This window comes from Bradyrhizobium sp. NC92, assembly GCF_025200865.1.
Taxonomy (GTDB): Bacteria; Pseudomonadota; Alphaproteobacteria; order Rhizobiales; family Xanthobacteraceae; genus Bradyrhizobium.
The window spans coordinates 4,184,719-4,208,638 of record NZ_CP104171.1; the positions used below are offsets into that span (position 1 = coordinate 4,184,719).

The following is a 23,920-nucleotide window of genomic DNA, read 5'->3' on the forward strand; positions in this document are numbered from 1 at the left end:
CTCGGCCATTGATCCCCTATATTGCTCCGCCCCTACGGGGCCACGTGGCGGAGTGGTTACGCAACGGTCTGCAAAACCGTGTACACCAGTTCAATTCTGGTCGTGGCCTCCATTACAAGCTCCTGATTTTTCAGCAAAAATGCGAACTCGCCGCGGCTTTCACGGCAGTGCCGGCAAGGCCTGCATTGCCGCGCCCACCGGGTTTGTCCGGGGCTTGGCGGAAACCCGCGATTCAGTCCCATGGCACAGACTTCGCATGTGCGAAGCGATGCATGTTCCCATCAACTGAGCGCTGGAGAGCACGTGGGCGAAATCGTCCGATTTGTCTCGAAATCCGAGCTGGAGCGGGCTCGTCTCATTCGTGAGGCGCGCGCGATCTATGACAGCATCTTCCCACCGGCCGTACCCGAGCGGGCGCCGCAGGACGGCGACGAGCGCGCCAAGAATTGATCGTCGTGACGCTGGGCGTGGGGGCTCGGTGGTGGGCCGCCCGCGAGGCGAGCCGCATCCGCTGACGTGAAGTCGGCCTCAGCAGGCCGCGTACCAGCCGTCGGGAAAGGGCAAGAGGGGCCAGGCGCCCTCGTTGTCATTGGCTGCCTTGGGCGTCGCGTCGAAGCTCCACGAGCGAGGCACGAATTCCTCCACCGGCACAGGCGCGAAATCTTCAAAGACCATGGCGTCCCGGACAGCATCCAGCAGCAAATTGAATTCGGCTTCGCTCATCACACCCTCGCAGAACGCGGATGGCGCAATGTCGCAAAGCCGGTTTGTTTCCGGATTGACCCGATCGTTCGCATTTTAACGATGCGGCGATCGGGATCCGAATGGTTAGCGAATCCTGAAAATCCCCGGGCAACCCTAAGCGCCGCCGCCTCGCGGCGGGTGTGAATGAAGTCACATTCTCAGCGGTTTATTTCTCCTACCCCTTTGCACCATGCCGGCCAATGCAGGCCGGAGCGGGCAGGGCAGAGCGGGAGACTGGTCATGAAGGCGAGATTCTTGCGGTTTGCGGGCGTGAAAAGCCGGGCGCGGGGCGCCTCGACGGGCGGGCTGTTCCTGACGCTGTTTGCCTCCGCCGCCCATGCACAGGGAACAGCGGAGCAGCGGCGGGCCTGTACCCCCGACGTCTACCGGCTGTGCGCCGGCGAGATCCCCAACGTCCGCGCCATCACCACCTGCCTGCGCCGCAACCGCGCCAGCCTCAGCGAGGCCTGCCGATCCGTGTTCGACCAGGCGGGTGGCTGAACGGCCCCGCTTGTGGGTTTGTGCGCAGCAAGGGCATCGCACGGGCTCGCGAATCCGCCACAGTCACCCAGTGGATATGCTGTGGATTTGCTGCGGATACCGGACGTGGATGCTTCGCTCTCTCGTCGCATCCTGGTCGGCAATCGTCATAGCTCTGTCAAATGAGCTCACCGAATGATTCGTAAACGCGAAGAAGTTGCGGCGCCGGCCGATATCAGTTGGTTTCCAGCATTCGAAGCCCCATTGATGGACCACGGCCTGCCGAACCGTCCCCGCATTTCGCCTCAAATTGCAACCGGCGCGTGCAAGAAGTCTTGATCGGCCGTGAGCTAGGGGTGATCAGGCCGCCTTGAACGCGGGCCCGGAGCGCCGCGACTAACCGACAGAGTGCATAGGGATCAGCGGAACGTGATCGAGCTTCCTCTTCCGAAAGCACCAAAATGGTGCTTTAGTGCTTTCCATGAGCCAATCGCCCCGACATGCGCCGTCTGCGCTGCGTTACAGGCTTGCCCCTGACCCGGCCGCCAAGGCCGCCATCGAGGCGACGTTTCAGGCTTATGAGCGCATGATGGAGATCCTCGACGAGGTGGCGCGGGCTCACAATGTGGGTTCCAACGTGGTCCTGCTCCACGCCCATGCCTACGAGCCGATCCGCAAACAGACCGCGCTGCCCTCGCGGCTGGTGACGCTCGGCCTGCGCGACCGCACGGAGTATCGCGCCGCCCAAGGACGCCGCCTGCCGCTCGACGACAAGCTCGCCAAGATCAAAGGGCCCGCCACCATTTCGATCGCGACCGTGCAGGGGCGCTTCAGCGTGCCCTTCGACTACGCCGGCTATGCCGAGGGCTGGGGGCAGAGCGTGCCGGCGCGCCTCATCCGCACCGACGACGGTTTCGAAGTTCACTACGGCGTCACGCCGAACAGCCTGCCAGAGGAGGAGAACGCCATGGATACCATCGCTGCCGCTCCCGACAACTTCCTGTCCCGTGTCGGGCGCCTGATCGCCGGGATCGCGTATGATGCGATCGAGCAGGCGGAAGGCAAGAACAAGCTGAAGGTGGTTGGCCAAGCCATCCGCGAGATCGAGCGTGCCGAGAACGAGGCGCGTGATGCGCTCGCCGCCGCGCGGGCCGAGGAATATCGTCTCAATGCGCGCCGCAGCGAGATCGAACGGGCGATGACCGATCTGACCGCCAAGATCGAGGGCGCGATCGCCGATGGCCGCGACGATCTCGCTCGCGCCGGCATCGCGCGGCAGATGGATCTGGAGGCGCAGTTCGAGGTGCTCTCGCGGGCCATCGACGAGAACAACGAGAAGATCGAGCAATGCGTCACCTCGCTGCGCGCGGTGCTGTCGGCGCTCCAGGATGCCGAGCAGCGCCGCGCCGATCTCGAAAAGAGCGAGGCACATGCCAGCCCACAGGCAACAACGTCGTCGCGGAAATCCGGCGGCACCTCCGCTGCCGCGAAGGCGTTGCGCGCGGGCAGGGCGGTGGCGCGAGCCACCGGCGTGCCTCCGGGCATCCCTTATTCGAGCGACATCGACGAGCTCAGCACGTTGCATCGCGACAAGGAAATTGCAGCGCGGCTGGCCCGGTTGAAGTCGGGCTCCTGAGTGCCGTGTCATGAGCGCTCTGCTCGAACACGTCATGTCGCCGGAAGTCAGGCCGTTCGCTATCGCGGCGGCCATGATCGTCATCGTCGGCTCGATCGAGGTGGTCTCCATGCTGGTGGGGGCCTCGCTCAGCGAGATGCTCGGCACCAACATCGATTTCGCCCATCCCAGCGACAACGGCGTGCTCAATGCCATCTCCTGGGTCAATGTCGGTGGCGTGCCGCTCTTGATCTTCCTGTTGTTGCTGCTCGGCGCCTTCTCCATCACCGGCTTCCTGATCCAGGACCTCGCGCGGATGGTTGCAGGTCCCTTGCCGGCGACGGTCGCCTCTGCCGCCGCCGTCGTGGTGTCGGTTCCGCTGGTCCGCTCCGCCAGCCGGGCTATCGCGCGGATCATTCCCAAGGACGAAAGCTACGTCGTCGGCTTGGGCGATCTCGTCGGCCGCATCGGGGAGGTCGTCGTCGGCCCGCTCGACCAGGGGCCGCCGGGCCGCGTCAGCGTCGCCGACGTCCACGGCAACCGTCATTTCGTCTCGGCGGTCGCGGCGCCGTCATCGGGGCCTTTGCCGCAGGGAACCATGGTCCTCCTGGTCGACCGCGATGGCACCCGTTTCGTCGCGGTGAAGGCCGACGATGAACTCAAGCCGTCCAAGCCCACTCTAAGCAGTTAGCAAGTCCCACAGCGGAGAAAGCCATGTTCGACATCGCAGTCCCGGCCGTGATTGGCGTCGCGCTGATCGTCGTCCTGGGGATCGTCTTTACCATTCTCTACAAGCGCGCCACCCGCGACGAGGCCTTCGTGCGCACCGGGCTCGGCGGCAAGAAGGTGGTGCTCGACGGCGGCGCCATGATCCTGCCGATCTTCCACTCCTACGCCAGCGTCAATCTGAAGACGCTGCGGCTCACCGTCGAGCGCAAGGAGCGGGAATCCCTCATCACCAAGGACCGGCTGCGCGTCGACATCGTCGCCGAGTTCTATGTGCGCGTCCGCCCGGATGAGGAAAGCATCGCGCTCGCGAGCCAGACGCTGGGCGCGTTGACCAACGATGCCGAAGCGCTACGCAACCAGGTCGAAGCGAAATTCGTCGACGGCCTGCGCTCGGTCGCGGCGACCATGAGCATCCTGGAGCTTCAGGAGAAGCGCTCGGACTTCGTCAAGCACGTGCAGTCGACGGTCGAGTCCGACGTGAAATCGAACGGGCTCGAGCTGGAATCGGTGTCGCTGACCAAGCTCGACCAGACCGACGTCAAGTTCTTCAACCCGGAGAATTTCTTCGACGCCGAAGGTCTCACCCAGTTGAAGACGGTCACCGAGACCCGCCGCCGTGATCGCAACGCCATCGTGCGCGACAACGAGGTGGCGATCGCGCAAAAGGACCTCGAGGCGCGGCAGCAGACTCTCGGGATCGAGCGGACCAAGAAGGAAGCCGAGCTCTCCCAGGAGCGCGACATCGCCAACAAGACCGCGAGCACCCGCGCCGAGGTCGCAACCGCGACGCAGACCGCGCGCCTGACCGAGGAGAATGCCCGCATCGACACCGACAGGGCGGTTGCCGAGAAGGAGGCCGGCGCAAAGCAGGTCAAGGAAACCGCGGTCATCGAGTCGGACCTCGCGATCAACAAGCGCAAGACCGACGCCCAGCGCGAGATCCAGATCGCGACGCAGGAGAACGAGATCCAGATCGCAGCGAAGAGCAAGCAGACTTCGGAAGCCGTTGCCGAGGCCAAGGCCGCCGAAGCGCTCGCCGTCTCGGCCGAAGAAAAGGTCGTGACTGCACGCGCGGTCGAGGTCGCCGATCGCGCCCGTCTCACCCAGGTGCTCGCCGCCCGGACCGAGGCCGAGCGCAAGTCGACCGAATTGATCGTTGCGGCCGAAGCCGAGAAGAAGGCCTCGCTCGACCGCGCCGAGGCCGTCAAGACGCTGGCCACGGCGGAAGCCGAATCCAACAAGATCAAGGCAGTCGGCGTGCGCAATATCGGCGAGGCGGAAGCTGCCGTCATCACCATGAAGAACGAGGCGCAGAACAAGCTCGGCAGCAACGTGATCGATTTCGAGATCGCCAAGAAGCGGATCGAGACCATGCCCTCGGCCCTGGCCGAGATGGTGAAGCCGATCGCGAACCTCAAGGACGTCCGCATCCTGCACACGGGTGGCGCGTTCGGCGGCAACGGCGCTGGCGCAGGCAATGTCGGCTTCGGCGAGGGTCTCGCCGGCGAGCTGCTCAAGGTGCACGCGCTGCGTCCGATGATCGACGAGATCCTGCGACAGAGTGGCTTTGCGCCGGGCGACGATCCCGTCAAGGCGCTGGTCGGCGCCGTGACGGGAAAGAGCAACGGCGCGGCCGTGCCGGCGCCGGTGCCGGAGAAAACAAGCCCTGCCGAACTATGAATGCCCGTTCATTGCTGCGGAGAATTCCAACCGATAAACAGGCTGGGCGCGTCTCGCGTCGCGCAAACGTTTGGAAGTGCAGACCGATCGTCTCTTGAATCGTTCGATCTCGCTCCGGACTTGTCTTGAGGCAACGTTTTGTTTGCCGCAGCGCCTGCGTCGATCGACGTCGGGCGCTGAGACCTGTTTCGATCGGAGAATTTCACATGAAGCAATTTCTGTCTGGACTGATCGCCGTCAGTCTTTCGATCGCCGCTGCGCCGTCGCTTGCGGCCGATGCCCGCAACGTCACGGTCGTCAACGAGACCGGCTATGCCATCAAGTTCCTCGGATTCAACGCGCCGGATGACGGGCTGGACGAATGGGAGAACGAACTCGACAAGGTGTTGCAGAACCAGGCCAGCACCTATGTCGAGTTCGACGACGACGACGAGGGCTGCGTCTGGAACATTCGCGTCGATTGGCAGAACTATGACGAGTCGGTGCTGTGGAAGAACGTCAATCTCTGCAAGTTCACCGCGCTCCGCTTGCGTTACGACCCCGGCACCAAGACCACCTCGTTCCTCGCCGAATAGTCTTTGCCCGGCAGGGCCGGAGGAGAGGGCATTCCAGGCCCCTCCCGAGCGCGTTGCGGATGATGACGAATTCGTCCTTTGCAAGCGCAAGCGGCTTTGTTATACGCAGCCGCGCGCGAACGAATGGTTCGCCTTTTCCTCGGTAGCTCAGCGGTAGAGCATCCGACTGTTAATCGGATGGTCGCTGGTTCGAATCCAGCCCGGGGAGCCAAATCTTTCAGATATTTCAATGATTTGTGTCCGCCTCCTAACGCGGCGCGCGATCTGCTTTCCCTGATCTTTGAACATTGCACCCGTGGTCCGGCGCGGAATCGGGGTCAAACAGATGTGTTTGCGTCGGTCGTCGTCTCGCCATTGGGACGACTCAATTCACGTCGAGCGTGGATTTGCCGGACATTTGCGGAGCTGATTCCCATGCCAGAGATCCAGGTCGACCGTTCGGATATCGCCCCCTCGATTCTGCCGGCCGGCATTCCCGAGCTCAGCGACGATCAATGCCTCGCTTGTCTCGCGCGCGCAGTCGAGGCGCCGGATTCGGCTAGGCTGGACGAGGTCGCTGCCCTGATCGGCCGCCTGGCGGTCGCCATCGAATAGGGCTGGTCGGGCCCCATCAGGCGGGCAGCGGTGCGCCACCGCCAACGGCCATGTTGCGTTTTGACCGAGCATGCTCCAAAGATGCCGCGATTTTTCTCCGCGGCATCGTCCGCATTGCAGGGTCCGCAAATGTCCGGTTTTTCGACCGCGCGCCAAAAAATGGTCGATGGCCAGGTGCGCACCAATGACGTCACCGACCGTCGTGTTCTCGATGCCATGCTCACGGTGCCGCGCGAAGCCTTTGTGCCGGCCGGCAGGCAGGCGCTGGCCTACCTCGATCTCGATCTCGACGTGAGCGAAGGCACCGCCAAGCGGTTTTTGATCAAGCCGGCGCTGACCGGCAAGCTGCTTCAGGCCGCCGAAATCGGCGAGGGTGACAACGTGCTGGTCGTCGGCTGCGCCACCGGCTATCTCGCCGCACTGGCCGCCAAGCTGGCGCGGCAGGTCACGGCGACCGAGTGCGATTCGGCTTTGGCCGCCAAGGCCGGGGACGCCTTCACCGCCCAGGGGCTGGCCAATGTCGCCTGCAAGGCGGCGGCCTGTACCGACGGGGATCCCGCTGCCGCCCCCTATGACGTGATTGTCCTCAACGGGGCGGCCGAAGTGCTGCCGGAAGCTCTGCTCGGGCAGCTGAAGGAGGGTGGGCGCCTGGTGGGGGTGTCGGCCGAATCGAGGCCGCCGCGTGCCGTAATTGTGACCCGTACTCACGGCGAATTCGGCCATCGGGCGCTGTTCGACGCCGCCGCCCCGGTCCTTCCCGGGCTGGAGCGCGTGGCCGCCTTTGTCTTCTGACGGCCCCAAAGCCGCCCCAAATCCCGTTCTGAATCAGAAGTGTGGCCGGGATGCTGCACGTGAAGAGTTTCCACTGAGAACTACCCTCGGGTAGTTCCGTCGCGCTTGGCCGCGTCCTATGTTGCGGCGGGGCAACGACTCCACTGATACGGTAACCCAGCTCGCGGGCACGAGTCGGGCGTTAGAATGAACGGAATTTCACGGATGCATGGGGTGAAGCTCTTCACCGGAGCTGCGGTTTCGGTCCTGCTGCTGGCGCTTGCCGGGCCGACGCCTGCCTTGGCGGATACGATCGATGGCGCGCTGGTGCGCGCCTATCAGAACAATCCGCAGCTCAACGCGCAGCGTGCCCAGGTGCGCTCGACCGACGAAAACGTGCCGCAGGCCTTGTCTGGCTATCGTCCTCGGGTGTCGATGACCGCGAGCGGTGGCTATCAATACCAGGATCTGCAGAGCGGCGTCGGCACTAACTCAATCCACGGAACCACCTTACCTCGCAGCGCTGGAATTACCGCTTCGCAGACACTCTACAATGGCAATCAGACCGCTAACAGAACGCGGGCGGCGGAGAGCCAGGTGTCCGGTGCTCGCGAAGCGCTGCGCAGCCTCGATCAAAGTGTGCTGCTTCAGGCTGCGACGACCTACATGGACTATCTGCGCGATGCGGCCACGCTTGAAGTCCAGCGCAGTAACGTGCGCGTGCTCGAGCAGACGTTGAAGCAAACCCGCGATCGCTTCAACGTCGGCGAAGTGACTCGCACAGACGTTGCGCAATCGGAAGCACAGCTGGCCGCCGGCAGGACGCAGGCCCTTACCGCAGAAGCAAATCTCACCACCACGCGCGCAAACTTCCGCCGCATCATCGGCAACGAGCCGGCAAATCTTGCACCCGGATCACCTGTCGATCGTTTCCTCCCCTCAACGCTTGCCGCAGCGATCGAGCTTGGCCTGATCGAGCATCCCAACGTCACGGCTGCGATGTTCGGCATCGACGTCAATTACCTGCAGGTCAAGGTCGCCGAAGGTGCGTTGCTGCCCACGATGACGATCCAGGCATCGGCCACACAGGCCAACGAACAGTCCTTGATTTCGTTGCGCTCGTTCAACGCATCCGCGATCGCGCAGCTCTCGGTGCCGATCTATCAGGGCGGCAGTGAATACGCGCTGATCCGCCAGTCCAAGGAAAACCTGGCGCAGCAGCGACTCAACCTCGAAACGACCCGCGACCAGACCCGTGCGACGGTTGTGCAATGGTGGGGCTCGCTGCAGGCCACCAAGGCCCAGGTCCAGTCGGCCCAGGCGCAGGTGGCGGCATCCGAGATCGCCCTGAACGGCGTACGTGAGGAGGCCAAGGCCGGCCAGCGCACCACGCTGGACGTGCTCAACGCGCAGCAGGCGCTGGTGAATGCGCGCGTTGCGTTGGTGACCGCGCAGCACGATCGCGTCGTTGCATCCTATAACGTCCTCGCTGCGGTCGGGCGTCTCTCGCCGCAAGTCCTCGGCCTTGCGACCACGGTCTACGACCCCAGCGTTCACTACCATCAGGTCCGCGACAGCTGGGCCGGCGTGCGCACGCCTGACGGGCGCTGATCCCGCAATCATCCGGTCGATCTCGCCAACGGCCGAGGTCGACCGGTGCTTTGCTTGCAATCATCAAATTCCCTGACATAGCCTTGCCAAGATGATGCGGGTCGATTCGCCCCGCGTTGATGTCGTGTGCGTAACGCTTCGGTGCCGGGGGCAGGGGCACGCCGCTGCACGTTGAGCCGTGATCTGGGGACAAGTCGGGCTGCGGCGACGAAAATGACGGGCCTGTCGTTGCGGAACCGGCCAATCCTGCCGTGCTTGGTGTAAAACAACGCATGCGAGGGCGTTGATGATGTGGAGTCGGAGATGACGCAGCCTGCAAAGGTCACAGAACCCTCCATGGAGGAGATTCTGGCCTCGATCCGGCGCATCATTGCCGACGATGAGGCAAAGCCCCCGCCGGCCGAGGCCGCCAAGCCCGAGAAGGCGGCGGCGCCCGCCGCGCCGGCGAAGCCGCAGGCGATGAACGACATTCCGCCATCCAAGGTCGCTCCACCCAAACCCGCTGCCGAGAAGCCCGCTGCACCGCCGCCGGCCGCAAAGCCGGCGCCGCCACCTGCGCCGGCGCCCGCGGCGGACGCATCCAACAGCCAGGACGATATCGACGCGTTGCTGGCTGGCCTCGATGCGGCCACACCTGCGCCCGAGGTCCGCGCGCCCGAACCAGAGCCAGAGCCCGAGCCGGACGTGCTCGAGCTGACCGACGACATGGCGATGGACCCGACGCCGCCTCCGCCGCCGCCGAGCTTCCGCAAGGTCGAGCCGCGCGACGATCTCGAATTCGCCGAACCGCCGCGGCCCGCTCCGCCGCCGTCCTACGCGCCGGTGGACTTCGACGCGCCGCCGCTGCCCCCGCAGCAGCCGATCCTCGCGCAATCGACGGTCTCCGCGGTCGAATCCGCCTTCAACTCCCTGGCCCATACGGTGCTCAGCAGCAACGCGCGCACGCTGGAGGACCTGGTCAAGGAGATGCTGCGGCCGATGCTGAAGTCCTGGCTCGACGACAACCTGCCCGGCCTCGTTGAACGCATCGTGAAGGCCGAAATCGAGCGGGTCTCGCGCGGCGGCCGCTGAGGGCGGCCGACAGGCCCTCATAAAGCCCGGCTTGGGTGTCATATCCGCGCCCTGACCGGGCCGGAAAGCGCCGTTGCCGCCTCGTTTTTCCCTGACCTTTTCGTTGACTTGGCCCCCTCCCGCGGCTTTCTAGCAGCCCCATGATCGAGAAAAATTACCAGCCCGCCGATATCGAAACCCGCATGTCCGTGGTGTGGGAGGACAGCCTTGCGTTCAAGGCTGGCCGGCCCGACCGCCGTGATGCCGTGCCCTTCACCATCGTGATCCCGCCGCCGAACGTGACGGGCTCGCTGCACATGGGCCACGCGCTCAACAACACGCTGCAGGACATCCTGTGCCGGTTCGAGCGCATGCGCGGCCGCGACGTGCTGTGGCAGCCCGGCACCGACCATGCCGGCATCGCCACCCAGATGGTGGTCGAGCGGCAGCTGATGGAGCGCCAGCAGCCCGGCCGCCGCGAGATGGGGCGCGAGAAGTTTCTGGAGCGGGTCTGGCAGTGGAAGGCCGAGAGCGGCGACACCATCATCAACCAGCTCAAGCGGCTCGGTGCGTCCTGCGACTGGTCGCGCGAGCGCTTCACGATGGACGAGGGGCTGTCGAAGGCCGTCATCAAGGTGTTCGTCGAACTGCACCGCGAGGGCCTGATCTACAAGGACAAGCGGCTGGTGAATTGGGACACCAAGCTGCTCACTGCGATCTCGGATCTCGAGGTGCAGCAGACCGAGGTCAAGGGCAGCCTCTGGTATCTGCGCTATCCGATCGAGGGCAAGACCTTCAGCCCCGAGGATCCCTCGAGTTTCATCGTCGTCGCCACCACGCGGCCCGAGACCATGCTCGGCGACACCGGCGTGGCCGTGCATCCGGAGGATGAGCGCTATCAGAAGCTGATCGGCAAGAACGTCGTCCTGCCGCTGGTCGGCCGCAAGATCCAGATCGTCGCCGACGAGTACTCCGATCCCGAGAAGGGCTCGGGCGCGGTGAAGGTGACGCCGGCGCACGACTTCAACGATTTCGAGGTCGGCAATCGCCACGGCCTGCGTCGCATCAGCGTGCTCGACAGGGAAGGCTGCCTCGATCTCCTCGACAATGAGGACTATCTGCGCGACCTGCCCGAAGGCGCCGCGCAATTCGCCGAGGAGTTCCACAAGGTCGACCGCTTCGCCGCGCGCAAGCGCATCGTCGAGCGGCTGGAATCGTTCGGCTTCGTCGAGCGAATCGAGCCGCACACCCACATGGTGCCGCACGGCGATCGTTCTGGCAGCGTGATCGAGCCCTACCTGACCGACCAGTGGTACGTCGACGCCAAGACACTCGCAAAACCCGCGATCGCGGCGGTGCGTTCGGGCGAAACGACGTTCGTGCCGAAGAATTGGGAAAAGACCTATTTCGACTGGATGGAGAACATCCAGCCCTGGTGCATCTCGCGCCAGCTCTGGTGGGGCCACCAGATCCCGGCCTGGTACGGGCCGGACGGCAAGGTGTTCGTCGCCGAGACCGAGGAGGAGGCCGTCAGCCACGCGCTCGGCTATTACGTCGAGCAGGAGGTCATCACGGCCGAGCAGGGCCGCGAGATGGCGCTCGACCGCAACAAGCGCGAAGGCTTCATCACGCGCGACGAGGACGTGCTCGACACCTGGTTCTCCTCGGCGCTGTGGCCGTTCTCGACTCTCGGCTGGCCCGACGACACACCCGAGGTGCAGCGCTACTACCCGACCAATGCGCTGGTGACCGGCTTCGACATCATCTTCTTCTGGGTCGCCCGCATGATGATGATGGGCCTGCACTTCATGAAGGAGGTGCCGTTCTCGACCGTCTACATCCACGCCCTCGTCCGCGACGAGAAGGGCGCCAAGATGTCGAAGTCGAAGGGCAACGTCATCGATCCCCTCCACCTGATCGACGAATACGGCGCGGACGCGCTGCGCTTCACGCTGGCGGCGATGGCAGCGCAGGGCCGCGACATCAAGCTCGCCACCAGCCGCGTCGAAGGCTATCGCAATTTCGCGACCAAGCTCTGGAACGCGTGCCGCTTCGCGGAGATGAACCACTGCGCCGTGCCGGAAGGCTTCGAGCCGGCGAAGGCCAAGGAGACGCTGAACCGCTGGATCGCGCATGAGACCGCGCACACCACGCGCGAGGTGACCGAGGCGATCGAGGCCTATCGCTTCAACGATGCCGCCGGCAGCATCTACCGCTTCGTCTGGAACGTCTATTGCGACTGGTATGTCGAACTCGCCAAGCCCGTGCTGCTCGGTCCGGACAGCCCTGCCAAGGACGAGACCCGCGCCATGGTCGCCTGGGCGCGCGACGAGATCCTGAAGCTGCTGCATCCCTTCATGCCCTTCATCACCGAAGAGCTGTGGGAGGTGACGGCCAAGCGCGACGGCCTGCTCGCGCTGGCACCGTGGCCGCTGAGGCCGGTCGAGCCGACGCCGGAGCAGCTCGCGATGCTCGCGGTGACCACGGGACCGACCGATGCGCTCGTCTCGCCGGCCTGGGTGCTGCCGATCTTCGATCATGCCGACTTTGCCGATCCCAAGGCCGAGGCCGAGATCGGCTGGGTCATCGACCTCGTCACGCAGATCCGCTCGGTGCGCGCCGAGATGAACATCGCGCCGGCAACGCTGACGGCGCTGGTGCTTGCCGGCGCCTCCGCCGAGACGAAGGAGCGCGCGCCGCGCTGGACCGATGTCATCAAGCGCATGGCGCGGCTGTCGGATATCTCGTTCGCCGACCGCGCGCCTGATGGCGCGGTCCAGCTGCTGGTGCGCGGTGAAGTCGCCGCGCTGCCGCTCAAGGGCGTGATCGACGTCGCCGCCGAGCGCACGCGTCTCGACAAGGAGATCGCCAAGGCCGAGGCCGACATCAAGCGTGCCGAGTCCAAGCTGGCCAACGAAAAGTTCGTCGCCAACGCGGCCGAGGAGGTCGTCGAGGAGGAGCGCGAAAAGCGCGAGGCGGCGCTGGCCCGCAAGGCCAAGCTGCTGGAGGCGCTGGAGCGGCTGAAGCAGGCGTCTTAGGGCTACTTCGGAAACGGCTTGCTCAGAAACTTCGAGCCCCTGACGCCGTAGCGCCAGGGCAGCTCGACCGCCTTGGTGATGCCGATGCGGATGCCGGTTGCGACCTCCATCTCCTCCGTCCGCGCATGCAGTGAGATCGGCGGCCGATCCAGCGGCAGGGCGTTGTGCGCGATGGTGATGCCGAGTGCCTCGGTCAGCTTGCCCGGGCCCGAGCATAGCGCATGCACGTCCTGCAGGTGCCGGCGTCGGCGCATCGCAGCCAGGCCATGCGTCGGCTCCAGCGCACGGATCAGCACGGCGCTGGCCGAGCCTTCCTCCTCGCAAACGAAGTTCACGCACCAATGGATGCCGTAGGAGCGGTAGACATAGGCAAAGCCGGGCGGGCCAAACATGACCTGGTTCCGCGGCGTCGCCCCGCGGTAGGAGTGCGCGGCCGGGTCGGTATGATGATAGGCCTCGACCTCGACGATGATGCCGCCGACACCATCGACCAGCATGGTGGCACCGATCAGGTCGGGTGCGACCTCGTGCACGCTGCGTCCGAAGAAGGCGCGCTTCAGGGGCTTGCCGAGCCGCGGTGGAGAAGACTTCGAGATTGGAGCCATTCGAGGTGAGAATCGCCTGAGAACAGAGCAGGATATTGCCCATATCTGCCATGTTCCCTGAAGCGGGGCGAGCCGGGTTGCGATGCCGGGCCAGACCGACTAGGTAGGACCTGAACAGACCGGACACCCCATGGTCGTTATTGTCGATACCATCGCGAACCCGCTGCGCCCACGCCACCCCGAAAAGGTGAACCGCCCCGATTCCGCTTCGCCGCCGAAGCCGGACTGGATCCGCGTGCGCGCACCCAACACCCGCGGCTACGCCGACACCCGCAACATCGTGCGCGCGAACGGCCTGCATACGGTGTGCGAGGAGGCGGGCTGCCCGAATATCGGCGAGTGCTGGGACAAAAAGCACGCGACCTTCATGATCATGGGTGACACCTGCACCCGAGCCTGCGCTTTCTGCAACGTCAAGACCGGCCTGCCGAACGCACTGGATGCGGCCGAGCCGCAGAACGTCGCCGAGGCCGTGGCCAAGCTCGGCCTCGCCCACGTCGTCATCACCTCGGTCGACCGTGACGACCTCGCTGATGGCGGCGCCGAGCATTTCGCAGAGACCATCCGCGCCATCAGGGCCGCGTGTCCCTCGACGACGATCGAGATCCTGACGCCCGACTTCCTGCGTAAGGAGGGGGCACTCGAAATCGTCGTTGCGGCGAAGCCTGACGTGTTCAACCACAATCTCGAGACCGTGCCGTCGCGCTATCTCACGGTGCGGCCCGGCGCGCGCTATTTCCACTCGATCCGGCTGCTGCAGCGGGTCAAGGAGCTCGATCCCACCATCTTCACTAAGTCCGGCATCATGGTCGGCCTCGGCGAGGAGCGCCACGAGGTGCAGCAGGTGATGGACGATCTGCGTTCGGCCGACGTCGATTTCCTGACCATCGGGCAATATTTGCAACCGACCCGCAAGCATCACGCGGTGATGCGCTACGTGCCGCCGGACGAGTTCTCGTCCTACGAAAAGATCGCCTACACCAAGGGCTTCCTGACGGTGTCGGCGAGCCCGCTCACCCGCTCGTCGCATCATGCCGGCGAGGATTTCGCGAGACTGAAGGCTGCGCGGGCAGCTCACGCCAGCTGACGTACCATGCATCGAGTTTCGAGCAAGCACCGTGTCAACCACAGCGCGTCCGAGATGTTCGATCTGGTCGCCGATGTCGAGCGCTACCCGGAATTCGTGCCGCTGTGCAGCGCGCTGAAGGTGCGCCAGCGCATGGCGAAGCCCGACGGCACTGAGGTGCTGGTCGCCGACATGACGGTGTCGTTCAAGCTGGTCAAGGAATCCTTCACCAGCCGCGTGACGCTCGACCGCGCCAACCTGAAAATCCTCGTCGAGTACCTGCAAGGTCCGTTCAGGAATCTGGAAAATCGTTGGACGTTCGAGCCCAAGGGAGAGGGCGTCTGCGACGTCGGCTTCTTCCTCGCCTACGAATTCAAGAGCCGCATGCTGGCGATGCTGATGGGCTCGATGTTCGACGCCGCATTTGCGCGGTTCTCGACGGCGTTCGAGAAACGGGCAGACGCGATCTACGGTCGGCCGAAGGTGGCATCGACGTAGGCACACTCTTTCCGCCGTCATTGCGAGGAGCCCTTGCGACGAAGCAATCCAGAATCCCTCCGCGGAAAAGATTCTGGATTGCTTCGCTTCGCTCGCAATGACAGTGAGGCTCAATCCACCGCCTTCACCACATCCGGCGGCTGCGAGGCGTAATACGCCGCCGCCTGCTCGATATCCTGCGGCGTCATCGCGCGCGCGATGTTGCGCATCTGCTGGCTGATGTCGTTGCGGCGCTCGCCTGACGCGAAGGCCTGGAGCTGCGCCTTCATGTACGTCTCCGATTGTCCTTCGAGCCATGGGCTACCGGTCTTGTTGTCGAGGCTGCCATGGCAGGAGCCGCAGGGCGCGATCCCGCGCATCGGCGCGCCATAGATGACGATGTTGGGCTTCGGCAGTTGCGGCGTCGGATGATAGGCCGGCAGCCGCGGCAGATAGGCATAATAGTGAGAGAGATCGGCGATCTCCTGGTCGGTCAGATTGACCGCAAACGGCGACATCACGGCATTGGTGCGCGCGCCCGAGCGGAAGTCGTGCAGCTGCTTGTAGATGACCGCGGCATACTGGCCCGCAAGGTTGGGGGAGTCCGCGCGACTGATGCCGGTCGGGCCGTGACAGATGGCGCAACGCTGTGCCAGCGTCGCGCCGCGGCCGATCGCCTCCTGGCTCGGCCGTGAGAGCGTATTCGAGGTGAGCACGACCTCGGACAGACGCTTGGTCTGCTCGGGCGCCGTGACGGTTGCCGCTCGCTGTGGCAGGCCGGCGGCACTACAGATCGCATCCCAGACATTGGCGAACTGGACCCAGGGCTGCGCGAACGGCAGCACGATGAAGCCGCCGATCGCGGTCACGATGAGGATCGCGGCGGTGATGCCGACAGCCGTCGTAAAATGCGGGTTACGGAAGCTGAAGAGGTCGCGCGCACTCATCACTGCGCTCCCACATAGACGGCCGGCACCGAGGTGCCTTCGTTCAGCGCCAGCGTCAGGATCGGGTAACCGTAATTGGTGAGGGTGAGCGCGATCATCAGCCCGACCCACAGGGCGTAGGTGTTGAGCGCGACCGGCACGGTCGCCGGCTGGTGCACGGCCAGCGCAAACCGATAGGGCCCGGCGTCAGCCTGCGGCGCGCGCATGCCGCGCGCAAGAATGACCAGGAACAGAACCCCCGAGGCCAACAGGATGAATCCGCCGATCGCCGAAAGGGTCACGGACAGCGCCTGCGGCGAGATCGCTGGATCGGCGAAGTCGAAATAGGCCATGCGGCGCGGCATGCCCAGAATGCCGACCCAGTGCCACGGGAAGGTGGTGACCATCATGCCGACGAACCAGAGCCAGAGCTGGGTCCGGATCCGGCGGAGATCGATCAGCTCGCGGCCGGTCAGATGCGGCCACAGATCATAGGCGATCGCGAAATACATGATCACGATGGCGCCGCCGAAGATCAGGTGGAAATGGCCGGTGATCCACTGCGTATTGTGGATGGACGCATCGAGCTGGTAGCTCATGTTGATCAGGCCGCCGGCGCCGCCGAAGCCGAGCATGACGAACGAGAAGGCCAGCGCCAGCATCATCGGATTGTCCCAGGGCAGGGCCCTGATCCAGCCGAACAGGCCGCGCCCGCCGCGCAGCCGCGCAGCGATCTCGACCGAGGCGCAGATCGTGAACACGGTCAGCAGCGTCGGCAGCGCGACCAACGCGGTGAAGGCCGAATGGATGAACTTGAAGCCGGCGCCGACCTGCGGATCGGCAAAGGTATGGTGCATGCCGATCGGCATCGCGACCACCAGGAACAGGATGAAGGAGATGCGAGCCATGGTGTCGGAATAGACCCGCCCGCCGATCGCGCGCGGCACGATGGTGTAATAGGCAATGTAGGTCGGCATCAGCCAGAAATAGACGATGGCGTGAAGCGTCCAGGAGAAGAACACGCGGGCAAGGCCGGCATCGATTGTGCTCTTCAGGCCCGCCGCGACGGGAATGATCTGGAGCAGCAGCTCGAGCGCGGCGCCGACTGCGGTCCAGGCCCATAAATAGGAGCCTGCGACATTGGCGAACATGGCGAGCGGCACCGGCGCGCCGGGATGGGCCTTGCGCCAGACGCGCAAATTGATCGACATCAGCGCGACCCAGACCCACGAGCCGACCACGACCAGCACGACGCCGAGATAGTAGAACACGTTGCCGATCAGCGGCGGATAGAAAGTGTAGAGCACCGAGGCGCGGCCGAGCGCGATCGGGATCACCGCCATGATGCTGCCGGCGACGATCAGCCAGAACCCGGTCCAGGCCCAGCGCACCCCGACCAGGCGCTGCTCCAGCGCGGACTCGGCTATGGCATAGCCAAAACCCATCGCGACCAGCGTCGGGAAAACGTAGCCCATCACCGTGCCATGCGCGGTCAGCGAGCGGTAGTACAGTTCGGGATTGGACAGCCAGGTGCCGATCGGACTGCGGATGAACATCTGCCAGGCGCCGAGCGCGAGCGCGATGCCGAACACGGCAAAAGCGAGCCAGAAATGAGCTAGGATGAGCTTCCTATTGGCCAACACAGCTCAGCCTCCCGCCACCCTTCGCACGACCGGCGAATTCGGCCTTGTCGATCACCTTGACCTTGCCCCACATGCCTTCGTGGCCGAAGCTGCAAAACTCCTGGCAGGGCATCAGATAATCGCCGGTCTTCGTGAAACGCATGAGCTGTTCGGAGATGTAGCCCGGCACCAGCATGGCGTTGACGTTGGTGCCCTGGATCAGGATGCCGTGCACGACGTCGGCGCTGGTGGCGCGCAAGGTGATCGGCGTGTCCGCAGGAACCAGGATGCAGGCCGGTGTGAAGGAATATTGCTGGCCGATCGCGCGCACGGTCACATTGCCGTTCGCCTCGAGCACGCTGCCGAGATTGCTCTCGACGAATTCGCCTGAGAGATGCAGCCGGGATGGATCGGTCGTTTCGACGCGCGGCTGGGGCATGGTCGCGCGATGGATACCGGCGAATGCCGCGAGCAGCGCCATCATCACGATGATGATCACGGCAATGGTCGCCCAGCGCCGCTCGACGCGGGCCGCGACCTCGGCGCTGGCGCTGGCGTGAGTGTCCTGGGCGCTCATTGCAGCGGTCCGCGCGGCAGGAAGACGAACAGGTAGAAGGCAAACCACATTGCGACGACGCAGGCCGTGGCGATGCCGGCAAGCACGATCGCCCCGGACGGGCCTTGGGCGACGACCTCGTCGATCGCCTGGTCGGCGGCGGCTGGGCTGGTCGGCGGGTCGGAATTGATCATGACGGATCTCTGGGTCTCAGTTCAGCGGTGCGGAGCGCAGCTCGTTGGCCTCGCGCGCCGAGACCGGCGTGCCGCGATTGCCCCAGGCGGTGCGGATGTAGGAGACGACGGCAGCGATCTCGTTATCGGACAGAAGCCCCGCAAACGGCGGCATGCCGTAGGGCATCGGGTTGCCCTTGGTGCCCGGCGGATAGCCGCCATTGAGCACCATGCGGATCGGATTGACCGCCGACTGCATCTCGATCGACTGGTTGTTGGCGAGCGGCGGCCAGTGCGGCGGCTTGCCTTCGCCCTGAACGCCGTGACAGCTCGCGCAGTGCTTGTCGTAAACGGTCTTGCCGAGGCTGATCAAGAGGCTGCTCTCGCTGGTCGGCAGTGTCGAGCTTGCCGGCGGCGACGGCGAGGGCTCCGCAATGCTCTTGAGGTACACCGCCATGGCGCGCGTGTCCTCGTCGCTGAGATATTGCAGGCTGTTGTGCACGACCTCGGCCATCGGGCCGTAAACGACGCCGCGCATGGAGACGCCGGTCTGGAGCAGGTCGGTGATGTCCTTGATGCTCCAGTCGCCGAGCCCCGCTTCGCGATTTGAGGTGAGGGACGGCGCGTACCAGTTTTGCATCGGGATCAGGCCGCCCTTGAAGGCGTCCGATTGCGAGGTGCCGCCGAGCGCGTTGATCGGCGAATGGCACATGCCGCAATGGCCGAGGCCCTCGACGAGGTAGGCGCCGCGATTCCATTCCGCCGATTTCTTCGGATCCGGCTTGAACTCGCCCTCGGTGAAGAACAACGTGCGCCAGCCGAGGATGAGCTGGCGATTATCGTAGGGGAAGCGCAGCTCGTGCGGCTTGTTCTTCTGGTTCACAGGCTGAATCGAGCGCAGATAGGCGTAGATCGCGTCGCTGTCGGCGCGCGTGACCTTGGTGTAGGAGGCGAACGGCATCGCTGGATAGATCAGCCCGTCGTCCGGGAAGCGGCCGCTGTGCATGGTCTTGTAGAAATCGTCGGCGCTCCATTTGCCGATCCCCGTGTCGGGATCCGGCGTGATGTTGGAGGTGTAAAGCGTGCCGAACGGGGTCGGCATAGGCCGGCCGCCGGCGAACAGGCGTCCCTCGGGTGCAGTGTGGCACGCCGTGCAATCGCCGGCGCGGGCGAGATATTCGCCGCGCGCGACGACATCGCTGCTCTTGTCTTGCGCGTGCGCAATTGTCGTGAGCGCGACGATGGCAAAGAGCGTGATCGACAGTTTCGAGACCATCATCCGCCTCGTCAGTTGGGCTGGCTGCCGCAGCCGAAGGGCAGGGCGTAGGTGCCTCTCGGGAGGGGGGCCGGGTTGGCGGGCGCAGGCCGCGTCGCGAGCCAGGCGGCCACGGCCGTCACGTCGGCCTCGGTGAGATGACCGGCGACGAGCTGCATGCAGTCCGGCGACTTGGCCGTACGGGTGCCGTAACGCCAGGCGCCGAGCTGTGCGCTGATATAGGCGGCGCGCAAGCCCAACAGGCCGGGGATGCCTGGCTGCATGCCGGTCAGGTCGGGGCCGTGGCAGCTCACGCATGCCGGAATGTTGCGATTGGCATCGCCGCTGGTGGCGAGCTGTTCGCCCTGTGCGAGGACGTCCTTGCTGACCTCGCTCGGCGTCGGCTGCGGCAATGGCGGATGCTCGTTGGCAAAATACTCCGCCATTGCCTGAAGATACGGATCAGGCAGAAACTCCAGGAGATAGTTCATCGGCGGATATTTGCGCCGGCCGCTGCGGAAGGCCAGAAGCTGGTTGTAGAGATAGCCGGCCGGCTTGCCCGCGAGGCGCGGGAAATAGACGTCGCTGGTGCCTTCGCCCTTGTTGCCATGGCAGGGCGTGCACGCCTCCACCCGCGCTGCCATCGTGTCCGGCGGCTGGTTGGCCATTTGCGCGGACGCACCATCAATGGCGGCCAAAGTGATGATCACGGCGGCCGAGGCCGCGACGCGAGCGAACAATTGCGTCGCCCTCCACGATGCTGGTCCGGTTGATTCCGGAGCACAGCCTAAGTCGGCATTATTGCGCCAATATTTTTCCGTGCAAGATCGGACACCAGCGATGAGGTTTGGTCGCGCCGGTCGCATGGGCGTTCCGATCGGAATCGACGAATTTGCGTGCTTTCTGAAAACGGAACATAACGCTGCAGCCTCGCGACAGTTCCTGCCCGAGCTTTGCGTTGTCATGACGCCCTCAAATGTCAGAAGGCGCAGGGAAGACCGGGTGCCGGCCGGGCACCCACGGTCCACTGTGCGAAGGTTGCGCTACAAGAGGCTGCACAGCGGCATACAGGTGAAGCCCAACAACCGGCCTTCCCTGCGCAGTGGTTTGACGGCTTATGCCGAGTTCTCCCCGGGGAGCGATGCACTATTGCCCCCGTCGCCTTGCCGATAGCTGACGCGCGCGTCCGGTTGGACCGCCACATCACCGCAAGACTTGGCGCACAGACCCCGGGCGCCAGGACGACACGGTTTTGCCGTACGCAAATCACACCGGTCGTGTGCGCGACGGTTTTCGCTCACGGTTGCCCGCCCTGCGAACCCTTCGCGCCGATGTGACATGCGTCCACCGCAGCTCACCCCGCGTTCGTGACGATCGCGATGCGCCCCTCTGACCGGGATGAGGTGCAACGAGAATGCGACAAATCGGAAATTCTGTAAAGGCGAATCTTTTCGCGCACGCGGATTGACCAGCCGATCGGGTGTTTTGCCCGTCGGGCAACGCAAGATCTCGTTAGGGTGGATGAGCCGAAGGCGTAATCCACCGTGACTGCCGCCGCGGGGACAGACGAGGTGGATTACGCCGACCAGATGCGCGTGGCGCATCTGGTCGACTAATCCATCCTACCAAGAGTTTCCTCCCGTGTTCCGCCTCAGCCGTCGCGGGGATCATTTCGCATTGCGGCGCGTTCTCAACCGACGAGTCCGGGTTGGAGCCGCCATGACCATCAATTTCGACACGCTGAAAGCGTCGCTCGTCCTGTACGGCCTGAACGCGATCTACGCGATCCTGTTGCTCGCGGTCGGCTGGTATCTGTCCGGCGCCATGCAGCGTTTCGTCACGCGAGTCCTCAGCGTCACGCACCGCGTCGACCCGCTGGTGACGCTGTTCGTGGGCAGCCTTGCGCGCTATGGCGTCCTCGCGGTCGTCGGCATCGCCGTGCTGCAGCTCTTCGGCATCCAGACGGCGAGCCTGGTCGCCGTGCTGGGCGCGACCTCGCTCGCCATTGGTCTCGCCTTGCAGGGCACGTTGTCCAATCTCGCCGCCGGCGTGATGCTGCTCTTGTTCCGGCCCTTTCACATCGGCGACGATGTCGAGGTCGCCGGCAAGGCCGGCAAGGTGAGGTCGTTGTCGCTGTTCATGACCGAGCTGGTCGCGCCCGACAACACGCAGATCCTGTTGCCGAATGGACAGGTCTGGGGCGCGGCCATCATCAACCATAGCGCCTATCCCGGCACGGGTGAGGTCAAGGTGACGTTTCCGGTCCCCGCCGGCGCGGCCAATACGCTGGCCGATCGCATCCTGAAGGAATTGCGCAACGACTCCCGCATGGACGAGCAGGCTGCGCCTGCCGTCTCCGTCACCAAGGTTCTCGATGTCGCCAATCCCGCGGCACCGATCCTGGAATTGACGGTTCGCGCAAAGGCGAAGCCGTCTGAAGCCGACGCGGTCAAGCAGTGCGTGCTCGATCATGCGAGCGCGTTGCTTGCGGCGGCGGCCTGAGGCGTTTTATCCCCGCGGCGAACGTGGCGGCCGGCGCTTCACCACATGCCGGCGCGGCGAGCGGGTCACGCGCGGGCGCAGACGGCTTGCCGCGGCTCGTTGCGGCTTGGCCGCGACTTGCGGGCCGCGGGCCAGATCCATCAGCATGCGCAGCGCCTCGACGACCGAGCGGGCGCGCACCGCGCTGCGGCCGATGGCGCCGAAGCGGTGCTCGCGGTGGATGATGCGGCCGTCGCGCGCGGCGGCGGCGAAGTGCACGAGACCGACCGGCTTGCCGGGCGTGGCGCCGCCCGGGCCGGCGATGCCGGTGATGGCGACGGCGAGATCGACATCGGCGCGCTCCAGCGCACCGATCGCCATCGCGGTCGCGGTCTCCTTGCTCACCGCACCGAAATTCGCAAGCGTGCTCGCCTCGACGCCAAGCATCGCGCGCTTGGCCTCGTTGGAATAGGTGACGAAGCCGCGGTCGATGACATCCGACGAGCCGGGGATGTCGGTCAGCGCGCCCGCAACGAGACCGCCGGTGCAGGATTCGGCGGTCGCGATCGTCAGCTTGCGCATCCGACACAGATCGAGCAGCGAGCGGGAGAGGGCGCGTGCGTCGCTGCCGCCCATGGCCTTACACGCCCCAGGGCAGGCGGATGGTGGCGCTCGCGGTGGCCGCGATGCCTTCCTCACGGCCGGTGAAGCCGAGCCGCTCGCTGGTGGTCGCCTTTACCGCGACGCGCGAGATCTCGACGCCGGAGATCTCGGCGATGCGCGCGCGCATGGTGTCGCGCAATGGACCGATCTTCGGCCGCTCGCAGATCAGCGTCACCTCGAGATTGGCGACGCGGCCGCCGCGCGCTGCGACGCGCTCGATGGCATATTTCAGGAACTGGTCGGAGGAGGCGCCCTTCCATTTCGCATCGCTCGGCGGAAAGTGCGAGCCGATGTCGCCGTCGGCGAGCGCGCCGAGAATGGCGTCGACCAGCGCATGCAGGCCGACGTCGCCGTCGGAATGAGCCAAAAAGCCCTTGGTGTGCGGCACGCGCACGCCGCAGATCATGACATGGTCGCCTTCGCCGAAGGCGTGCACGTCGTAGCCGGTGCCGATCCTGATGTCGCCAAGCTGGGCGGCCAGGCGCGCTTCCTCGCGCACGAAATCCTCGGGAGTGGTGAGCTTCATGTTGGCAACATCGCCTTCAAAGGTTGCGACCGTCAATCCCGCCCATTCGGCAATCGCGGCATCGTCGGTGAAATCCGAGCGTCCATCCCTTGCCGCGCGACGATGCGCCTCGAGGATGACGTCGAAACGAAAGGATTGCGGCGTCTGTGCGATTCGCAAGGAAGCGCGGTCCGGCGTGGCCTCGACGTTGCCGCTCTCGCCGGTGACCTTGATGGTGTCGGTGACGGGAACAACGGGGATCGCAGCACCAGTGCGGCCCGCCGCCTCGATCGCGCGCGAGATTACGCCTTCCGAAACGAAGGGCCGCGCGGCGTCGTGGATCAGCACGATGTCCGGCTTGTGCTTGGCCAGGGCCTCGAGGCCGGCGAGCACCGAAGCCTGCCGCGTCGCGCCGCCATTGGCCGGCGGCTCATGCCTCAGCCCTGCGACCGCTGCCGTGAACATGGCGCTGTCGTCGGGGTTCACCACCGGCTGCACCGCAAACACATCGGCGTGGCGGCTGAAGGCTTCCATCGCGCGATAAATCACGGGCACGCCGCCGATCTCGCGATATTGCTTCGGCCCGCCGGCGCCGGCGCGCAATCCACGCCCGGCTGCGACGAGGACGACCGCGGTGCGCTGTGATTTCGCCATAGGACTCAAATACTCAGTTGCCAATGAAAGAGCAGGGGTGATTTGCCGGC

At 65.0% G+C, this 23,920-nt stretch carries 24 protein-coding genes and 2 tRNA genes; 16 read left to right on the forward strand and 10 right to left on the reverse strand.

The window, feature by feature from the left end; genetic code table 11:
• The first annotated feature begins 38 nt into the window (after nucleotides 1-38).
• Together N2602_RS19550 and N2602_RS19555 are read left to right on the forward strand one after the other, a co-directional pair.
• Nucleotides 39-112: transfer RNA gene (locus N2602_RS19550), tRNA-Cys, on the forward strand.
• A gap of 191 nt (nucleotides 113-303) precedes the next feature.
• The gene (locus N2602_RS19555) at nucleotides 304-450 is read left to right on the forward strand and encodes a hypothetical protein (protein WP_172789092.1); all 147 of its coding nucleotides are present in this window, start codon (nucleotides 304-306) and stop codon (nucleotides 448-450) included.
• A 78-nt stretch (nucleotides 451-528) separates the two neighbouring features.
• Here N2602_RS19555 and N2602_RS19560 read toward each other — a convergent pair whose 3' ends face one another.
• Nucleotides 529-723: a hypothetical protein gene (locus N2602_RS19560; RefSeq protein WP_172789091.1), complete on the reverse strand. Its 195-nt coding sequence runs from the start codon at nucleotides 721-723 to the stop codon at nucleotides 529-531.
• Between the two features lie 261 nt (nucleotides 724-984).
• Here N2602_RS19560 and N2602_RS19565 point away from each other — a divergent pair, with 261 nt between their 5' ends.
• The 11 genes from N2602_RS19565 to N2602_RS19615 all read left to right on the forward strand — a co-directional run bounded on the left by N2602_RS19565 (nucleotide 985) and on the right by N2602_RS19615 (nucleotide 12,887).
• Nucleotides 985-1,245, forward strand: coding sequence for a hypothetical protein (locus tag N2602_RS19565; protein ID WP_260379127.1), 261 nt, complete (start codon nucleotides 985-987; stop codon nucleotides 1,243-1,245).
• 451 nt (nucleotides 1,246-1,696) lie between these two features.
• Complete coding sequence (locus N2602_RS19570; protein WP_260379128.1) at nucleotides 1,697-2,860, forward strand: PspA/IM30 family protein; 1,164 nt, start codon at nucleotides 1,697-1,699, stop codon at nucleotides 2,858-2,860.
• A 10-nt stretch (nucleotides 2,861-2,870) separates the two neighbouring features.
• A complete protein-coding gene (locus N2602_RS19575; RefSeq protein ID WP_260379129.1) occupies nucleotides 2,871-3,530 on the forward strand; it encodes a YqiJ family protein in 660 nt (219 codons plus the stop codon).
• 23 nt (nucleotides 3,531-3,553) lie between these two features.
• Nucleotides 3,554-5,248, forward strand: a complete 1,695-nt coding sequence (locus tag N2602_RS19580) for a flotillin family protein (RefSeq protein ID WP_212257047.1) — start codon at nucleotides 3,554-3,556, stop codon at nucleotides 5,246-5,248.
• A gap of 206 nt (nucleotides 5,249-5,454) precedes the next feature.
• Nucleotides 5,455-5,823: a hypothetical protein gene (locus N2602_RS19585; RefSeq protein ID WP_212257048.1), complete on the forward strand. Its 369-nt coding sequence runs from the start codon at nucleotides 5,455-5,457 to the stop codon at nucleotides 5,821-5,823.
• Between the two features lie 136 nt (nucleotides 5,824-5,959).
• Nucleotides 5,960-6,034 (forward strand) — tRNA-Asn (locus N2602_RS19590).
• A 203-nt stretch (nucleotides 6,035-6,237) separates the two neighbouring features.
• Entirely contained in the window at nucleotides 6,238-6,417 is a 180-nt protein-coding gene (locus tag N2602_RS19595; protein ID WP_172789085.1) for a hypothetical protein, read from the forward strand.
• Between the two features lie 129 nt (nucleotides 6,418-6,546).
• Nucleotides 6,547-7,209, forward strand: a complete 663-nt coding sequence (locus N2602_RS19600) for a protein-L-isoaspartate O-methyltransferase (protein WP_260379131.1) — start codon at nucleotides 6,547-6,549, stop codon at nucleotides 7,207-7,209.
• A 204-nt stretch (nucleotides 7,210-7,413) separates the two neighbouring features.
• Entirely contained in the window at nucleotides 7,414-8,799 is a 1,386-nt protein-coding gene (locus N2602_RS19605; RefSeq protein WP_260379132.1) for a TolC family outer membrane protein, read from the forward strand.
• Nucleotides 8,800-9,102: 303 nt separating this feature from the next.
• A complete protein-coding gene (locus tag N2602_RS19610) occupies nucleotides 9,103-9,870 on the forward strand; it encodes a PopZ family protein (RefSeq protein WP_172789083.1) in 768 nt (255 codons plus the stop codon).
• A 140-nt stretch (nucleotides 9,871-10,010) separates the two neighbouring features.
• Nucleotides 10,011-12,887: a valine--tRNA ligase gene (locus tag N2602_RS19615; protein WP_260379133.1), complete on the forward strand. Its 2,877-nt coding sequence runs from the start codon at nucleotides 10,011-10,013 to the stop codon at nucleotides 12,885-12,887.
• 2 nt (nucleotides 12,888-12,889) lie between these two features.
• On the opposite strand, the gene N2602_RS19620 is transcribed toward N2602_RS19615, so the two are convergent.
• Nucleotides 12,890-13,492 carry a DNA-3-methyladenine glycosylase gene (locus N2602_RS19620; RefSeq protein ID WP_260379134.1) on the reverse strand — a complete coding sequence of 201 codons (603 nt, stop codon included), beginning with the start codon at nucleotides 13,490-13,492 and terminating at the stop codon, nucleotides 12,890-12,892.
• Nucleotides 13,493-13,622: 130 nt separating this feature from the next.
• Between N2602_RS19620 and lipA the strand changes: the two genes are divergently transcribed.
• Complete coding sequence (gene lipA, locus N2602_RS19625; RefSeq protein ID WP_260379135.1) at nucleotides 13,623-14,579, forward strand: lipoyl synthase; 957 nt, start codon at nucleotides 13,623-13,625, stop codon at nucleotides 14,577-14,579.
• Nucleotides 14,580-14,585: 6 nt separating this feature from the next.
• Complete coding sequence (locus N2602_RS19630) at nucleotides 14,586-15,056, forward strand: type II toxin-antitoxin system RatA family toxin (RefSeq protein WP_172789079.1); 471 nt, start codon at nucleotides 14,586-14,588, stop codon at nucleotides 15,054-15,056.
• Nucleotides 15,057-15,166: 110 nt separating this feature from the next.
• Here the strand turns inward: N2602_RS19630 and N2602_RS19635 are convergent, their stop codons facing one another.
• From N2602_RS19635 to N2602_RS19660, 6 genes are read right to left on the reverse strand one after another with little or no spacing between them, the layout of a single operon-like run.
• Nucleotides 15,167-15,982: a cytochrome c gene (locus N2602_RS19635; RefSeq protein WP_260379136.1), complete on the reverse strand. Its 816-nt coding sequence runs from the start codon at nucleotides 15,980-15,982 to the stop codon at nucleotides 15,167-15,169.
• Nucleotides 15,982-17,604 carry a b(o/a)3-type cytochrome-c oxidase subunit 1 gene (locus N2602_RS19640; protein ID WP_260379137.1) on the reverse strand — a complete coding sequence of 541 codons (1,623 nt, stop codon included), beginning with the start codon at nucleotides 17,602-17,604 and terminating at the stop codon, nucleotides 15,982-15,984. The genes N2602_RS19635 and N2602_RS19640 overlap by 1 nt, the downstream gene beginning before the upstream one ends.
• The gene (locus tag N2602_RS19645) at nucleotides 17,591-18,160 is read right to left on the reverse strand and encodes a cytochrome C oxidase subunit II (protein WP_172789076.1); all 570 of its coding nucleotides are present in this window, start codon (nucleotides 18,158-18,160) and stop codon (nucleotides 17,591-17,593) included. Before N2602_RS19645 ends, N2602_RS19640 begins: the two co-directional genes overlap by 14 nt.
• Nucleotides 18,157-18,333, reverse strand: a complete 177-nt coding sequence (locus tag N2602_RS19650; RefSeq protein ID WP_260379138.1) for a hypothetical protein — start codon at nucleotides 18,331-18,333, stop codon at nucleotides 18,157-18,159. The genes N2602_RS19645 and N2602_RS19650 overlap by 4 nt, the downstream gene beginning before the upstream one ends.
• A 16-nt stretch (nucleotides 18,334-18,349) precedes the next feature.
• Nucleotides 18,350-19,591 (reverse strand): cytochrome c, encoded by a 1,242-nt coding sequence (locus tag N2602_RS19655; protein WP_260379139.1) that lies wholly within the window; start codon nucleotides 19,589-19,591, stop codon nucleotides 18,350-18,352.
• Nucleotides 19,592-19,599: 8 nt separating this feature from the next.
• Nucleotides 19,600-20,307 (reverse strand): c-type cytochrome, encoded by a 708-nt coding sequence (locus N2602_RS19660; protein ID WP_175421764.1) that lies wholly within the window; start codon nucleotides 20,305-20,307, stop codon nucleotides 19,600-19,602.
• Between the two features lie 979 nt (nucleotides 20,308-21,286).
• Between N2602_RS19660 and N2602_RS19665 the strand changes: the two genes are divergently transcribed.
• Nucleotides 21,287-22,069, forward strand: coding sequence for a mechanosensitive ion channel family protein (locus N2602_RS19665; protein WP_260379140.1), 783 nt, complete (start codon nucleotides 21,287-21,289; stop codon nucleotides 22,067-22,069).
• 6 nt (nucleotides 22,070-22,075) lie between these two features.
• Here N2602_RS19665 and N2602_RS19670 read toward each other — a convergent pair whose 3' ends face one another.
• The gene (locus tag N2602_RS19670) at nucleotides 22,076-22,684 is read right to left on the reverse strand and encodes a CinA family protein (protein WP_157284384.1); all 609 of its coding nucleotides are present in this window, start codon (nucleotides 22,682-22,684) and stop codon (nucleotides 22,076-22,078) included.
• A gap of 4 nt (nucleotides 22,685-22,688) precedes the next feature.
• Nucleotides 22,689-23,870, reverse strand: a complete 1,182-nt coding sequence (locus tag N2602_RS19675; protein WP_260379141.1) for a bifunctional 2-C-methyl-D-erythritol 4-phosphate cytidylyltransferase/2-C-methyl-D-erythritol 2,4-cyclodiphosphate synthase — start codon at nucleotides 23,868-23,870, stop codon at nucleotides 22,689-22,691.
• Between the last annotated feature and the right edge of the window lie 50 nt (nucleotides 23,871-23,920).

Coding starts and splice junctions, on each gene's coding strand:
- N2602_RS19585 (WP_212257048.1), top strand. CDS start 5,455: ATGAAGCAATTTCTGTCTGGACTGATCGCCGTCAGTCTTTCGATCGCC.
- N2602_RS19615 (WP_260379133.1), top strand. CDS start 10,011: ATGATCGAGAAAAATTACCAGCCCGCCGATATCGAAACCCGCATGTCC.
- N2602_RS19605 (WP_260379132.1), top strand. CDS start 7,414: ATGCATGGGGTGAAGCTCTTCACCGGAGCTGCGGTTTCGGTCCTGCTG.
- N2602_RS19610 (WP_172789083.1), top strand. CDS start 9,103: ATGACGCAGCCTGCAAAGGTCACAGAACCCTCCATGGAGGAGATTCTG.
- N2602_RS19670 (WP_157284384.1), bottom strand. CDS start 22,684: ATGGGCGGCAGCGACGCACGCGCCCTCTCCCGCTCGCTGCTCGATCTG.
- lipA (WP_260379135.1), top strand. CDS start 13,623: ATGGTCGTTATTGTCGATACCATCGCGAACCCGCTGCGCCCACGCCAC.
- N2602_RS19575 (WP_260379129.1), top strand. CDS start 2,871: ATGAGCGCTCTGCTCGAACACGTCATGTCGCCGGAAGTCAGGCCGTTC.
- N2602_RS19600 (WP_260379131.1), top strand. CDS start 6,547: ATGTCCGGTTTTTCGACCGCGCGCCAAAAAATGGTCGATGGCCAGGTG.
- N2602_RS19665 (WP_260379140.1), top strand. CDS start 21,287: ATGACCATCAATTTCGACACGCTGAAAGCGTCGCTCGTCCTGTACGGC.
- N2602_RS19620 (WP_260379134.1), bottom strand. CDS start 13,492: ATGGCTCCAATCTCGAAGTCTTCTCCACCGCGGCTCGGCAAGCCCCTG.
- N2602_RS19595 (WP_172789085.1), top strand. CDS start 6,238: ATGCCAGAGATCCAGGTCGACCGTTCGGATATCGCCCCCTCGATTCTG.
- N2602_RS19650 (WP_260379138.1), bottom strand. CDS start 18,333: ATGATCAATTCCGACCCGCCGACCAGCCCAGCCGCCGCCGACCAGGCG.
- N2602_RS19645 (WP_172789076.1), bottom strand. CDS start 18,160: ATGAGCGCCCAGGACACTCACGCCAGCGCCAGCGCCGAGGTCGCGGCC.
- N2602_RS19560 (WP_172789091.1), bottom strand. CDS start 723: ATGAGCGAAGCCGAATTCAATTTGCTGCTGGATGCTGTCCGGGACGCC.
- N2602_RS19630 (WP_172789079.1), top strand. CDS start 14,586: ATGCATCGAGTTTCGAGCAAGCACCGTGTCAACCACAGCGCGTCCGAG.
- N2602_RS19655 (WP_260379139.1), bottom strand. CDS start 19,591: ATGATGGTCTCGAAACTGTCGATCACGCTCTTTGCCATCGTCGCGCTC.
- N2602_RS19675 (WP_260379141.1), bottom strand. CDS start 23,870: ATGGCGAAATCACAGCGCACCGCGGTCGTCCTCGTCGCAGCCGGGCGT.
- N2602_RS19565 (WP_260379127.1), top strand. CDS start 985: ATGAAGGCGAGATTCTTGCGGTTTGCGGGCGTGAAAAGCCGGGCGCGG.
- N2602_RS19580 (WP_212257047.1), top strand. CDS start 3,554: ATGTTCGACATCGCAGTCCCGGCCGTGATTGGCGTCGCGCTGATCGTC.
- N2602_RS19635 (WP_260379136.1), bottom strand. CDS start 15,982: ATGAGTGCGCGCGACCTCTTCAGCTTCCGTAACCCGCATTTTACGACG.